Source organism: Lederbergia wuyishanensis (assembly GCF_022900255.1).
Lineage (GTDB): Bacteria > Bacillota > Bacilli > Bacillales > Bacillaceae_C > Lederbergia > Lederbergia wuyishanensis.
Genome location: NZ_JALIRM010000004.1, coordinates 21,624 through 36,990 on the forward strand (window position 1 = coordinate 21,624; position 15,367 = coordinate 36,990).

Annotated in this window: 10 protein-coding genes; 9 read left to right on the forward strand and 1 reads right to left on the reverse strand. The window is 37.1% G+C overall.

Annotated elements, in window-relative coordinates; translation table 11 throughout:
• Positions 1 to 308 precede the first annotated feature (308 nt).
• From MT489_RS08700 to MT489_RS08725, 6 genes are all read left to right on the forward strand, one after another.
• On the forward strand, positions 309 to 1,004 hold the full coding sequence (locus MT489_RS08700; protein ID WP_244681153.1) for an ABC transporter ATP-binding protein: 696 nt from the start codon (positions 309 to 311) through the stop codon (positions 1,002 to 1,004).
• A complete protein-coding gene (locus MT489_RS08705) occupies positions 973 to 2,022 on the forward strand; it encodes an efflux RND transporter periplasmic adaptor subunit (RefSeq protein ID WP_244681154.1) in 1,050 nt (349 codons plus the stop codon). Before MT489_RS08700 ends, MT489_RS08705 begins: the two co-directional genes overlap by 32 nt.
• 13 nt (positions 2,023 to 2,035) lie before the next feature.
• On the forward strand, positions 2,036 to 4,912 hold the full coding sequence (locus MT489_RS08710; RefSeq protein ID WP_244681155.1) for an ABC transporter permease: 2,877 nt from the start codon (positions 2,036 to 2,038) through the stop codon (positions 4,910 to 4,912).
• A complete protein-coding gene (locus MT489_RS08715) occupies positions 4,912 to 5,811 on the forward strand; it encodes an ABC transporter ATP-binding protein (protein ID WP_244681156.1) in 900 nt (299 codons plus the stop codon). The genes MT489_RS08710 and MT489_RS08715 overlap by 1 nt, the downstream gene beginning before the upstream one ends.
• 561 nt (positions 5,812 to 6,372) lie before the next feature.
• The gene (locus MT489_RS08720; RefSeq protein ID WP_244681157.1) at positions 6,373 to 7,563 is read left to right on the forward strand and encodes an AGE family epimerase/isomerase; all 1,191 of its coding nucleotides are present in this window, start codon (positions 6,373 to 6,375) and stop codon (positions 7,561 to 7,563) included.
• Positions 7,564 to 7,645: 82 nt separating this feature from the next.
• A complete protein-coding gene (locus tag MT489_RS08725) occupies positions 7,646 to 8,659 on the forward strand; it encodes a substrate-binding domain-containing protein (protein ID WP_244681158.1) in 1,014 nt (337 codons plus the stop codon).
• A 27-nt stretch (positions 8,660 to 8,686) separates the two neighbouring features.
• On the opposite strand, the gene MT489_RS08730 is transcribed toward MT489_RS08725, so the two are convergent.
• Positions 8,687 to 10,852 (reverse strand): alpha-galactosidase, encoded by a 2,166-nt coding sequence (locus MT489_RS08730; RefSeq protein ID WP_244681159.1) that lies wholly within the window; start codon positions 10,850 to 10,852, stop codon positions 8,687 to 8,689.
• A gap of 200 nt (positions 10,853 to 11,052) precedes the next feature.
• Between MT489_RS08730 and MT489_RS08735 the strand changes: the two genes are divergently transcribed.
• From MT489_RS08735 to MT489_RS08745, 3 genes are read left to right on the forward strand one after another with little or no spacing between them, the layout of a single operon-like run.
• A complete protein-coding gene (locus MT489_RS08735) occupies positions 11,053 to 12,015 on the forward strand; it encodes a glycoside hydrolase family 113 (protein ID WP_244681160.1) in 963 nt (320 codons plus the stop codon).
• A gap of 16 nt (positions 12,016 to 12,031) precedes the next feature.
• Positions 12,032 to 12,646 (forward strand): SGNH/GDSL hydrolase family protein, encoded by a 615-nt coding sequence (locus MT489_RS08740; protein WP_244681161.1) that lies wholly within the window; start codon positions 12,032 to 12,034, stop codon positions 12,644 to 12,646.
• A gap of 27 nt (positions 12,647 to 12,673) precedes the next feature.
• Positions 12,674 to 15,139 (forward strand): beta-mannosidase, encoded by a 2,466-nt coding sequence (locus MT489_RS08745; RefSeq protein ID WP_244681162.1) that lies wholly within the window; start codon positions 12,674 to 12,676, stop codon positions 15,137 to 15,139.
• Positions 15,140 to 15,367: the final 228 nt, after the last annotated feature.

The window sequence follows — 15,367 nt, forward strand, 5'->3', positions numbered from 1 at the left end:
AACTCTAAAAATGTGTTTTTTATCCAGCTACGGGTTTTATCGCTTAAAACATGCTCGGACGGATAAGGGCCGCCCTGTGCTTTTCCAATATTGTAATATACTTGTAAAATTGCATTGACGTATAGAATTATCAATAATATGATAAAGTTATGCGAAAACTGACATAATTTTAAGACTAAAGTAATATAGTTAAATTTTATTTCAATATTCTTGTAAGCGCTGACTACAGACAGTTAGGGTGATAAAGGGGTGGTTGTTTAAAAGTTTGAGAGTTTAGCATCCAGAAAGGATAGAAAGGTGCTGTGAAAATGGAACCGGTTGTAAAAGTCGAAAATATAAGTAAGTCATTTGGATCTGGAAATAAAAAAGTAGATATTTTGGACCAAATTAATTTAACGATTGAGCCATATCAGTTGGTTGCTCTAAGAGGAAGGTCTGGTTCTGGAAAAACAACTTTGCTTAATTTAATCGGTGCACTAGATAAGCCAACTGATGGGGAGATATACATAGAAGGAAACCCAATCAGTAAATACAATGAAAAACAGCGTTCGGAGTTGCGAAGGAAAAAGATGGGGTTTGTGTTCCAATCCTATGGACTTGTTCCTTTAATGACTGTTGAAGAAAATATTGAGTTCGGACTTAGAATTGCTGGAGTGCCGCGTGGCGAATGGGCAGAGAAAATAAATGAGTCATTAGAGCTTGTTGGATTGTCCAAACGTGCGAAACATCGTCCGTATGAAATTTCCGGCGGAGAGCAGCAAAGGGTTGCTATAGCAAGAGCTATTGCAACAAAACCAGCACTTTTACTTGCAGATGAGCCTACAGCTGAATTAGATACAAAAATGGCTTTCCATATTATTAGTGCTTTTCAGGAACTGGTGAAAAGCAAAACGACAACGATCGTGATGACGACTCATGATCCTGGTATTCTTGAAATAATAGAACATGTTTATACATTGGAGGATCGGAAAATTGCAAAAGATAAACAAGAAATCATCATCTAATAGAATAAAAGTTTACTTTTTACTAGGGGTTTTTGCCTTACTTTCAATCTTTTTAGGTGGATGTTCTTTTTTACCTAAAGAAGAACCAGTATTGGCTCCTCCGCTCGTTGAACCTGCGAAGCTTGATTATGAAACGGCCGAGGTGAAAAAAGGCGAAATTATAAAAAGAGTTAAAGGATCAGGGACAATGGTTCCAACTAGTCATCATGATTTATATTATACAAAAGATGGCGGACGTTTAAAGAAGATTAGTGTTAGAGAAGGAGATCTAGTTAAGAAAGGCCAAACCCTTGCAGAATTAGAGACAGGGAATCTAGCTTTTGAAATAGACCAAGCTTATATTGATTTGAAAAAAGCTCAGCTTAGACTTCAGCAAATGGAAGCACATCAAGATGATAAATATTCTATTGAAATGGGAAAACTAGATATCCAAAGTATTAATAACCGACTGTATTTTATGAATAATCAGTTAGCTGAGTCAAAAATTGTATCTCCGATAGATGGAGTCATTACATATGTTACTGAAATTCGACAAGGACAAGGCGTACCTGCTTATGAATCTTTATTCCAAGTAGCGGAAACAACTCAATTGCAAATTCAATATACGGCAATAAATGCTAACGATCTTGCTGATGTAAAACTTGGAATGGATGTAATCACCAACATAAAAGGTGAAGATATAAAAGGAAAAGTTGTACAAACACCAAAAGATGTTCCAGCTGATATATATGAAAAAAACCCTGATCTTTATAGTAAATCGATCTTAGTAGAGGCAGAAAAACTACCTGAAGAAATAAAAGTTGGAGATATTGCTGGAATTGAAATTATCACTGCAAAGAAAAAGGATACATTAATTATTCCGAAGAATGGTCTTCGTACGACTGTCGGAAGAAACTATGTTCAAGTCATGGTAGACAATACAAAACGTGAGGTCGATATTGAAGTCGGAATTATTTCCTCTACAGAAGTGGAAGTGTTGAAAGGACTCAATGAAGGGGACGTCATCATCTTAAAGTAGGAGGGATAAGCCCGTGGCAATTATAAAATTAATTTTTCGTAAAATGCTGAACAATCGTTGGCTAACTGGAAGCTTATTCCTCGGTTTGATCATTACCGTATCATTAGTCTCCAGTATTCCAACTTATACTTCCAGCGTTTTACAAAAATTATTGATTCGAGAATTAGAAGACCATCAAGTGAAAAAAAATCAATATCCAGGAGAATTTTCTTTTTCGGATTCATTTGCTCAAGCGATTGTTAAAAATCCTGCAGAAGCATTAAGTAAAGTTGAACAGATTAAAGAGACTAACATTAATAATGTCGGATTGCCTATATTAGCGGATGTCAATTTAATCGGAACCACTCCACTTAGAACAATGTATGAGGATGAGGAGAGAAGAGGCCAGTCTCAAAATGCGGCAAAACTGCTGATGATTACTGGGTTAGAGAAGCATATTACCATTTCAGACGGTACATATCCTAGTGATAAGACAACCGATGGGGTTGTGGAAGTACTAGTATCTGAAACGGCACTTGTAAAACGAAGTATGGTTCTCGGAACTAAATTCATTATAGGAAATGAGAATCACAAGTTTACCGTCATGCCGGTCGGAACGTTTCAGCCTAAATCAGAAGAAAATCCGTACTGGGCGCTATTACCTCAATCATTTAGTGATGATTTTATTGTTAACGAAAAATGGTTTAAAAATGAATTAGTTAAAAACCATGAAGAGATTTTAGGTATTGGAAGATTTAGCACGGCATTCGATTATCAACAAATAACAAGTGAGCATTTTCCGGCATTGCTTTCTCTTTCAAATAAAATGAAGTCTCAAATTGCTAGTGTGAAAAAAGCAACTCTTTTATTTAATTTTCCAATTAGTACTATTTTAAAATCATATGATACTAAAGGAAAGCAAATGACGACAATGCTCTGGTCATTGAATGTTCCGGTTCTCATCATGCTAGCCATTTATTTATATATGATTTCCCGCTTAATTATTGAACGACAATTAAATGAGATAGCCGTTTTTACTAGTAGGGGAGCGAGTCGTTTTCAGATTCTAGGAATCTATTTTATTGAAATAGCCATTCTAGGAGCGCTTGCGCTTTTAATAGGTCCTATCATAGGTTTGCAGCTTTGTAAATTACTCGGTGCTTCCAATGGTTTCCTTGAATTTATTCAAAGATCAGCATTGCCAGTCAAAATTTCCGCAAAAGCATATCTTTATGCATTGCTAGCCGTATTAGCTTCTATCGTGATGATTATGATTCCAGTCTATAGAGCTTCCGGTCAAAGTATTGTCAGTCATAAACAGCAAATTGCGAGGGATGTTGGTAAGGTACCTTGGTATTCAATTGTTTTTGAATTTGCTGTACTTGGAATAGCCATTTATGGACTCGTTTCTTTTAACCGTAGTCAGAAGTTTTTACAATCTCTTGATGTTGAGAGTTCCGATATTATGATTGATCCTGAACTTTTTTTCATGCCGGCTCTTTTCATCATTGGGTTAGGTTTAGTAGCATTAAGAATTTATCCATTGATATTGAAGTTAATTTATAAAATTGGAGAAAAGTTTTGGCCAGTATCGTTGTATAGTACATTTTTACAAGTAAGTAGGTCAACGAAGCAATACCAATTTCTTATGTTGTTTCTTGTAATGACGATCGGAATGGGTGTGTTCAGCGCGAGTGCAGCCAGAACCATAAACACAAATTTGGAAGAACAGTTGCTTTATAAAAATGGTTCGGAAGTCCGCATGCTATTAAGATGGGAAAGCAGCCGTCCATTAAGTAGTGGTTATATGCCTCCAAGTCCAAGTGGACCAGAAGGGGGCGGTGGAGATTCGAATGGTGCTGGTTTAGCGGAAGTTGAACCAGTCGTTTATACGGAACCACCATTTGATCCTATTCAAAAGTTAAAACATGTAGAGCACGCTGCTAAAGTATTTAAAAAGAATTCGGTATCCGTTACAACTCCAAGTGGAAAAAGTATCCATTACCCCACTTTAATGGCAATTGAACCGAAAGCTTTTGGGGAAACAGCATGGTTTAAGCCTTCTTTACTGCCGCATCATTGGTATCAATATTTGAACTTGATTGCGAAGGAGCCAAGTGCTGTACTTGTTTCGAAAAAAGCAGCTGAATCCTTAGATTTAAAGCAAGGTGATTATATTACGATGCAATGGGCAGGTTCCGACTACGGTGAATTTGTAGTATATGGAATTATTGATTATTGGCCATCGTTTAATCCTCTTGCAAAGGTAGATGATAGCAAATCCGAAGGAGCGCTGATTGTAGCCAACCTGCCATATGTTCAAAATATGCTTGGACTGGAACCTTATGAGGTTTGGTTGAAATTGAAACCAGATACTACTCGTGCTGAGTTTTATCAAGAGGTTAAGGACGCTAAAATACCAGTAACTGTCATGAACGATGTGAATCCGCAAATAACCGATTTGAAAAATGGAGCATTGTTGTTAGGATTAAATGGTACAATGACATTAGGGTTCCTTATATCGTTATTGATCTCGTTTATCGGATTCCTCTTATATTGGGTGCTGACGATCAAATCAAGAACACTACAATATGGAATTTACAGGGCAATGGGAATTCCAATGCCAAAATTAGTCGGGATACTAGTTTCTGAACAACTCTTGACTTCGGGCTTTGCTTGTATACTCGGAATCATTGTAGGAGGAATAACAAGTCAATTATACGTTCCATTATTCAAGCTTTCGTTGAATGTAAGGGACTTAATGCCGCCATTTACTGTAATTTCCAATGCAAGCGATGAGGCGAAGATCTATATTTTTGCTGCTGCTATGCTAATTTTAGGATCCGCTATATTAATCGGCTTCTTGAGAAAAATAAAAATTCATCAAGCCATAAAGTTAGGTGAAGATTAATGATCGATTGCCAAAATTTAATGAAAATCTATAAGATTGATGATGATCATGAAGTTATCGCATTGCAAGGACTGGATCTAAGAGTTGAGCAAGGTGAAATAATGGGGATTATCGGAAGTAGTGGTAGTGGAAAATCCACATTACTTAACATGCTTGGTGGATTGGACCGTCCAACAGCTGGGAAGCTAATCGTAGGCGGTAAGGATCTGCTCCGTTTATCCGATAAAGATTTAGTGAAATATAAACTCGAAACAGTCGGCTTTGTTTGGCAAAATAATGCCCGTAACTTGATCCCTTACTTGACGGCAATTGAAAATGTCGAGCTGCCGATGTTAATAAAAGGACGCCATAAACGTGAACGTGCAAAAGAGTTATTAGAAATGGTCGGAATGGGCCATCGAATTAATAACAAACTAAGTGCACTGTCCGGCGGTGAACAGCAACGGGTGGCAATCGCCATCTCCCTTGCCAATAATCCCAAACTAGTATTGGCAGACGAACCGACGGGAAGCGTGGATGTGAAAACAGCCGATATCATCTTAGACGTTTTTCGTAATTTAAACAGGGAACTTGGAGTAACAATCGTTATTGTTACCCATGATACCCAGCTTACGAGAAAAATGGATCGTGTCGTTGCCATTCGTGACGGAAAAACATCTAGTGAGATCTTACGTAAATCGTACTATATAAATAATGACGAGAACGAAAGCAGCGATGACGGTATGGAAGAGGATACACACGTGGAATTGGCAGTCCTCGATAGTGCAAGAAGAATCCAAGTACCAGAAAGTTACTTAGAAGCCATCGGAATTTCCGAAACAAACAAAGTAAGAATGGAACTAGAAGATGGAAAAATAGTCATCGTCAATCCCAATGAAATAAAATCAAAAGTTGTATAAACAATGTACATGAAAACGGCCGTCCCATTTCGAATAGGGATGGCTTTTTTTGTTATGTTTTTGTAGTAGATTTGGATATTAAATGGTTCGATTTTAGAGAGGATTCTTATCCAAAGTTTATTTCCAAGTAGTATTTTCAACCATACTTGAAATAGTAAGGGATTACGTTCGAATTAGGATCTAAATGATGTTCATCAAAGTATGTATTGGTGACCTGACCTTCATGATTTTGTTTATGAAGGTAACCAATTTCCGTAATGCTGCCCTTGTGGTTCGTGAATTCGTTAACCAAGGTAACAATCCCAGTATTGGTGACCTAGACCTTCATGATCTTGTTTACAAAGGTAACCAATCGCCATATCGGTGATCGTAGTCTCTCATTATTTCAGTTACAAAGGTAATTAATCTGCAAAATAGGTTTAATAACGCCACTACCTCAAATAATCTTTTGTTTCTCTTTATCTTTATAAAGCGCTTACATTGACTTTTTACTATGCAAGAAGTAATATTTATTAATAAAGTTATCGATAAATTAATACTCCTTATATGGGGGGGAAGCATTTGATCAAATTAAAAGAAGAAGTGACACGAGAGTTGACTGAGCATATTCTCCCGTTTTGGTTAAAGCTACAAGACAAAGAGTATGGCGGTCTATACGGATTAGTAGATTATGATTTGACGGTAAACGAAGAGGCTGATAAAAGTGGTATTGTTACAGCGAGATTTCTTTGGACTTTTTCAGCTGCATATCGTGCAACGGGTAATCCAGAGTACCTGGAAGCGGCGAAGAAATTATTCCGTTTTCTAAAAGAAAAAGTATTTGATCAAGAGTTTTCAGGTCTCTATTGGCTTTTAGATTACAAGGGTGATCCGAAAGATACGAGAAAGCATGTGTACACACAAACATTTGGGGTGTATTCATGTAGTGAATATTTTATGGCATCCAAGGATGAAGAAGCGCTTGAACTGGCCAAAACTATCTATTTTTTAATTGAAGAAAAAGGATTTAATCGTGAAATCAATGCATACTGTGAAGAATTTGATAGGGAATGGAATGATATGCCCAATCAAATGTTAAGTGGTAATGGAATATTAGCTGATATCACAATGAACACTCATATTCATGTTCTTGAGGCATATACGAACTTATATAAGGCGTGGCCAGCCCCTGAATTGCAAGAGAGAATCGAAAATCTTCTTCACATTTTACACGACAACATCTACATACAAGAAACAAAGTTTCTAGGTGTGTTTTTTGATAAAAATTGGAACAATCTCATTGATGTAAAATCATTTGGTCATGATATCGAAGCGAGTTGGTTAATAGATGAAGCGATCCAAACGATTGCCATTGAAAATCCAGCTTATAACCAAATGGTAATTGATATTGCTTATAATATTGCAGATTGCGCTATTGAAGAAGATGGATCGCTCGTCAATGAACAAGTTGGTAATGAAATAGACCGAACAAGAGTCTGGTGGGTGCAAGCCGAAGCAGCTGTTGGATTTTATAATGCGTATGAACGTACTGGAGATGAAAGATTCCTCAAGCTGACTAAGGGTTTATGGGACTATATGAAATCGTATTTGATTGACAAACGCGAAAACGGTGAATGGTATTCAGCTGTAAATCCAGATGGTCAACCTCAAAAAATAAATATTGCGGATTCGTGGAAAGCCTCTTATCATAACGGGCGATTTTGTTTAGAATTTATGAAAAGAACACGGACAATTGAAAGGTTTTCAGGATAATCCAAGTAGAACCTGCTAAAATAATAGCAACTTTTATAGAAATAATATGAACGGCTGCATGCTGTGCACGTGAGGGATATCAATGAAAAACAATGTAACGATGAGGGATATCGCTGAAAAGATAGGAGTCAGCAGTGTGACGGTTTCTAAAGCACTGAATGACAAAGAAGGCGTCAGCGATGAATTAAAAGAAAAGATTAAACAATTAGCAGAAAAAATGGGATATCGATTTAACACGGCAGCAAGATCGATGAAAGATGGGCTATCATTCAATATTGGCGTTATTATTCCTGAACGTTTTACAGGTTTAGCTCAATCGTTTTATTTGAATTTTTATCAATCGATATCAAAAGTTCTTGAAGAACAAGGGTATTATGGTATCCTGCATATTTTGAGATCTGAAGATGAGGATGAATTAAAGCTTCCGAGAATTTATTTGGAACAAAAGGTTGATGGCTTTATAATACTAGGGCAAATTAAGAAGCCTTACATTAAAAAATTGCAAACGGTAGAACTGCCAACTGTATTCATGGATTTTTATGATGACGAGTCAAATATGGATGCGGTCATTACCGATAATTTTTATGGCGCATATGATATTACTAATTACCTGATTCGAAACGGCCATGAAAAAATTGCGTATGTCGGCAATATTTATTCGACTAGCAGTATTCAAGATCGATTTCTCGGTTACTATAAATCCTTGCTTGAACATAATATAAAACTAAACGAGAGATATATTTTGAGTGATCGTGACGAACATGGAAAGTATGTTGAGCTTGAATTCCCTGAGGATCTTCCTACAGCATTTGTATGTAATTGTGATCAAATCGCACATCTTTTAATCGCAAAATTGAAAGATTTAGGTTATCGTGTTCCGGAAGATTTCTCCGTTGTTGGATTTGATAACGATATTTATGCGACAATTACAGAACCAAGGCTAACAACAGTTGAAGTGAATGTTGAAGAAATGTCGCGAACGGCGGTCGGATTTATTCATGAAAAAATACGTGACAAAGATAAGAAACATGGGAGAGTACAGGTAAAAGGAAATATCGTTTACAGGGATTCGGTGAAAAAAATAACGAAAAATTAAAAGAGAGAGGCTGCCCTCTCTCTTTCCTTATTGTGCCCGTAATTTAAACCATGTACTAGCATAATCGCCATGTAGTTTTGGCAAATAAATCCCTGCGTTAAGCAGTTGGTCTCCACCATACACAATACCGTCATTTACGGAAACATAGTTAAATTCAGGATTCAGTCCTTTTAAAACTAATCGTTTATTAAGCATTTGTGGTTCAGCCAATACTTTAAAATAAAAGACTAATGCTTCGCGTTGATCCTCTGAAACGAACATCCATGCCGCTTCATTACCTATAAATGGGTTTTTCAAACGATAAAAATCTCCCTTTTGAACGAGTGGGCGAATTTCTTTATACAATGAAACTTGCTGTTTGGCGATTTCTTTTTCCTCATTTGAAAAAGTTCTTAAATCCATTTCGTACCCAAAGTTTCCGGACATCGCAACATCTCCACGCGTAGTAAGTGGAGTCATTCTTCCAACTTGATGATTTGGAATAGAAGAAATATGTGCACCCATAGAGCTGTTCGGATAAATAATACTTGTCCCGTATTGTATTCTTAAACGTTCTATCGCATCTGTTGTATCACTTGTCCATGTTTGTGGCATGTAGAAAAGCATACCAGGATCAAAACGGCCTCCACCACTTGAACAGCTTTCGAATAAGATATGCGGGAATTTTGTTGTGATTCTCTCAAGTAATTCATATAATCCAAGAACATAACGATGACCAATTTCAGTTTGTTGGCTAGTAGGCCAATCTACGGAACCGATTTCCGTTAAATATCGATTCATATCCCATTTGATATAAGAAATAGGGACCCTTGTAAAAATATCACTTAATACCTCAAATATATAATCCCGTACTTCTTTTCTAGAAAAATCTAGTACCAATTGGTTTCTTTGTAAGGTTCTTCGCCTATCTTTTACATGAATGCACCAATCAGGATGCTTTTTATAAAGTTCACTTTCTGGTGACACCATTTCAGGTTCGACCCATAGTCCGAATTGCAATCCAGTGGCTTTAACACGCTCTGCTAAATCTTCAAGGCCATTTGGCAATTTTCTACGATCCTCATACCAATCACCGAGAGATGTCGTATCGTCATCCCTTTTTCCAAACCAGCCATCATCTAAAACGAAAAGTTCAATTCCGAGCTCAGCACCTGCTTCGGCAATCGATACAATTTTATCTGCATCAAAATTAAAATAAGTTGCTTCCCAGTTATTTACAAGAATTGGACGTTCCTTGTCTCGGAAATTTCCTCTTGCAAGTCGTGTGCGATACAATTTATGGTACGTTCTTGACATACCTCCTATACCTTCGCTTGAATATACCATAACCGTTTCTGGTGTTTGAAAGTGATCTCCTGGATTTAATGTCCAGCCAAAATCAAAAGGATTGATTCCAATAGAAATCCTTGTATTAAAATATTGATCAACTTCCGCTTCTGCAAGAAAACTTCCGCTATACACTAGACTGAAACCGTATACATCTCCGTGATCTTCATTCGCATCTGGCCTCTTAATCACAACAAAAGGATTATGTTGATGGCTGCTTACACCACGTTTACTATTAATGCTAGTAGAGCCGGGAAGTAAAGGTCTTGTACGTACTTGAGCTTCCCTTGCCCAAGCTCCTGAAAGGTACATCATTTCATAATCTGAATCATGAAAATCAATGGATGCACTAAGGGCACGCCATAGCTCAATAGGATCTTCGCCTTCATTTAAAAATTTAACTGATCTCGCAATAGCATTATGATCTGCAAATACCGTATAACTAAGGAAAACAGTTAGACCACTATATTCATCTCTTAATTCAAGTTCAAGTGTCTCAGCTTCATTTTCGTTTTCTACATACACAGCAGGCAGACCTTCTAACTTCGGTTTTCCTTTAATAACTCGATGTTTTTTATAAACAAGTTCAGTTATTCTGCTTCCATCTGACAAATGAACTTGGTATGCAGGACTTCTAAAGTCACCAGTTCCGTATTGGGGATATTCTTGGGGAAGCCCGTCTAGTGGAAGGCTATTGTGTTTATCGTCCCAGCGAGGAGCAATAAATTGTTCCAAACTCTTTTCGTGGCGCAATTTTTTACCCCAATATGCGTGGGCAGGAGTTCCATTTACGATCTGAATGATGTAGCTCATATCTTTTGCTTGAAGATGAAATATGTTAGATTGATCTTCGTAATGGATAGTCATTGAAAAATCTCCCTTATGTATTTTAAAAGCAAGTATAGTGTATGTCATATTAACTTTCAAAAGTCATGTTTCAAAATAATAAATTTTTGAAAAACAAATTGCCTAAGGTTAACGATTAAGTTATGATTAATTTTACAGAACGAAAGTCACATCATGATGATTATCACACCTGATAAATATGATAACGGGGGAAAATTATTGTGAAGGATTTATTTGTTAAAGGGATGACATATGGCTGGAATTCATCAAGAGGGGCCTATCGAACTCCAAGAGCGGTTGAATCGTTAGAGAAATTAAAGGAAACAGGTAGTGAGTGGATTGCCTTGTCTTTTTATACATACCAAAACACCATCTTCTCCACCGATATTCCTTTTGATTACGGTTTCACTATGACAGATAGTGATATCATGTTTGCGGTAAAAAAAGCAAAAGAGCTTGGTTTGAAAGTATGCCTTAAGCCAGTTGTTAACTCAAGAGATGGATTATGGAGAGCTAGAATAGGATTTCCAGAAGAGGCATATGATTATTGGGCGCAATGGTTTGAGTCTTATGCTAATTTTGTCGTTCATTACGCAGAATTGGCAGAAGATCTTGGATGTGAAATGTTTTGCATAGGCTGTGAAATGGTGGGGACCGAATCCCAGACGGAGCATTGGATTAAGGTTGTAGAGAGAGTTAGAAATGTTTACAGCGGCCCGATCATTTACAATGCAAATCATGGGAAAGAGGATGGAATTGAATGGTTTGATCAAGTAGATATTATTGGGACTAGTGCTTATTATCCTGTTGGAGAAAAACCTGGTGACAGTGAAGAAACAATGTTGAAAAACTGGGAAAAGGTAAAAGGAAGAATTGAAAATCTTCATAGGAAATTTAATAAGCCAATAGTATTTATGGAAATTGGATGCAGAAGCGCAGAAAGCTGTGCAATGATGCCGTGGGATTTTGAACATCGAGACCTGCCTTTCAATGAGGAAGAGCAAGCTAATTTTTATAGCTCTGTTATGAAAACGTTTTGGGACGAGCCTTGGTTTTCAGGCTTTTTCTGGTGGGATTGGAGCACGGAGCTATATTCACTAGAAGAAGCAAAAAATAATAGAGGCTTTGATATTTATGGAAAGAAAGCAGAAGAAGTTTTAAAAGATTGGTATTTCAATAAATAGACTTGGAGGGAAAAAGATGAAAGAGAATGCGAGAATTTTATTTATTGGTGACAGCATTACTGAATGGGGTAGAAATGAAGATCCTGAGGGAATGGGAATCGGTTACGTTCGAATTATTCATGATTATTTAATGACAAAGTTCCCAAGCAAGCAACTAGAAATTATTAATAAAGGGATAGGCGGCAACCGTGCAACAGATCTACAAGACAGGTGGGAGAAAGATGTTCTTTCCTTAAATCCTGATTATGTGTCAGTATCCATCGGAATTAATGATGTGTGGCGCCAACTTGATAATCCGGATATGGCACAAGTTTATCCTGAGCAATTTGAAGAGATTTTGACTGGATTATTAGAAAAAACGAATGCACAGCTAATAGTAATGGAACCAACGGTAATCGACGAAGATGTTCATTCTGAAGGAAATCAAAAGTTAATTCCATATGTAGAGATTGTTAGGTCACTTGCTAAAAAATTCGATGCTATTCTCGTTCCGACTCATCAGGATTTTATTGAATATTTGAAAACGGGTACAACATATAAGCTGACAACTGATGGTGTTCATATGAATTCGGCGGGGAATATGCTAATGGCCACTTCTTGGCTAAAAGCATGTGAGAGTTTATTAAAATAAGCAATATAACTTCAGGGAGTGGGCAGGATGTTAAAAGTTGATTTAAATGGACAATGGAAAATGCAAGAAGTAGGAGCAGATTTTTGGCTTGACGTTCAAGTTCCGGGGTCTGTCATGAATGATTTATTGCAACATGGAAAAATTGAAGATCCATTTTATCGCGATAATGAAAAAATTGGTCTTGAAATTGCAGCAAAAGATTTCGTATACTCACGAACATTTTTAGTAGAACAAGAGTTTTTTAGCCAAGAAAAAATTATGCTTATTTGCGAAGGTCTCGATACACTTGCCGAAGTTTTTGTAAATGGGGAGCTTATTGAAAAAACAAATAATATGCACCGTATTTATGAAATGGATGTAAAACCTTTTTTACGTAAAGGCGAAAATGAAATTACAGTTAAATTCAATTCTCCTACAGAATATATCCGACCTTTGCAAGAAGAAGATCCACTAGCTGGAGTTGGTGATGCAGTTGCTGGATATCCATATTTAAGAAAAGCCCATTATATGTTTGGTTGGGACTGGGGTCCACAAATTCCGGACATGGGTATTTGGAGAAATATTTCCATCCAAGCTTGGACTTCCGCAAAGCTAGATGATGTGTATATGACACAAGTGCATAAAGATAATGAAGTGCAACTAGATGTTAAGGTAAAAGTGGAAAAGCTGAGTGCGAATCAAGATCTTCAACTGGAAGTAGCTCTGAAAAGCCCAGCAGGAGATGTTGAAGTAAATACGGTTGCTGTTTCAGCACTGCAAGACATCATCACTTTTAACGTGAAGAACCCTGAATTATGGTGGCCAAATGGGTATGGCAAACAGCCATTATATCAAGTGGAAGTATCTGTACTAGATAATAATGGTTCAAAGCTTGATACAAAGGATTACAATATCGGTCTACGGACAATTGAAGTGAAATCAGTTCCAGATGAGTTTGGTAGATCCTTTGAATTTTATGTAAATGGCCTTTCTATTTTTGGAATGGGTGCTAACTATATTCCTGAGGACAATATTTTAGCAAGAAACTCTGTGGAAAAAACAGAAAAGCTTTTAAAAGATAGTATTGAAGCGAATTTTAATATGGTACGCATTTGGGGCGGTGGCCATTATCCGGAAGATTATTTCTATGATCTATGTGATCGCCTCGGCCTCATCGTTTGGCAGGACTTCATGTTTGCGTGCAGTGTGTATAAACTGACAGATGAATTTGTAGATACAGTAAAAAAAGAGGTTGCAGACAATGTAAAACGTCTACGCCACCATGCGAGTCTCGGTATTTGGTGTGGAAATAACGAAACCGAAGAAGGTTGGGTACATTGGGGATGGCCACAGGATCCAATGCGCAAGACAGATTATATTAAGTTATTTGAATACATTATCCCTGAAATGATGAAGGAACTCGATCCTGCAACATTTTACTGGCCATCATCTCCGACATCCGGTGGTGGGTTTGATCAACCGCGTGACCCGAACCGCGGGGATATGCATTATTGGGAAGTATGGCACGGATTAAAGCCATTTACGGAATATCGTAAGTACTTTTTCCGTTTCTGCTCTGAGTTTGGTTTCCAATCATTCCCTTCATTAAAAACAGTGAAGAGCTTCACGATTCCAGAGGATCGCAATATTTTCTCGCGAGTGATGGAAACTCATCAGAAAAATGCAGGGGCAAACGGAAAAATTTTATTCTATTTATCTGAGAACTTCCTTTACCCGAAAGATTTTGATTCCTTGCTTTATGCTTCTCAGCTTTTACAAGCGGAAGCGATCAAATATGGAGTTGAACATTGGCGCCGTAACCGTGGTCGCTGTATGGGTTCCCTATATTGGCAGTTAAATGATTGCTGGCCTGTAGCTTCATGGTCAAGCGTTGATAGTTTTGGCCGTTGGAAGGCGCTTCATTATTTCGCGAAGAAATTTTATGCACCGATTCTTCTTTCTATTGAAGAAGAAGGCAAGACAGCTTCGATTCATGTAACGAATGACTCTCTGGAAGACATTACGGGACGAATTGAATGGAAATTACGTACAAATACATCTGAAATATTGAAGGAAGGCACAGTTGAAGCTAGTGTTGGAAAATTATCCGCAGAAAATTGCATAGAGCTTTCTTTTGAGGATGTTCTTTCAGATGGAAATATAAGAAATACTTATCTTGAAGCGACATTCATTATGGATGGGGAAGTTCATTCAAATGCAGTCGCATTATTCGTAAAACCAAAGCATTTCGAATTTGTTGATCCGAAAATCACTGTTGAAGTTCAGGAAGAGAATGAGCAATTTATCCTTTCGGTAGAAGCAAAAGGTGGATTTGCTAAATATGTAGAAATTGATTTAGAGGAAGCAGATTGCAAATTCAGCGATAATTATTTTGACTTATCTGCTGGGGATGTGAAAAAGATTACGGTCAGGAAAGAAAGCTTGAGCAAGAAATTAAGCTTAGAAGAGTTGAAGAATATATTAAGTGTGAGAAGCATTTACAACACGTATTGATCATAATAAAGCAGACAGGCTTAAGACCAAGCCTGTCTTTTTTTCCGTTTAGGGACTTACTAAACAAAGCGAATTGTTTATTAAGGTGGATTGTAAGTCTGAATGGGAAACTTTGCTATTATGTAAAATCTAAGGATTAGTATTGCTATACATGGGTACATTTAGAGGAATTCTTTTTTTATGATAGGTTTTACATAAATATTCGTATATTACACATAATGACTTTAC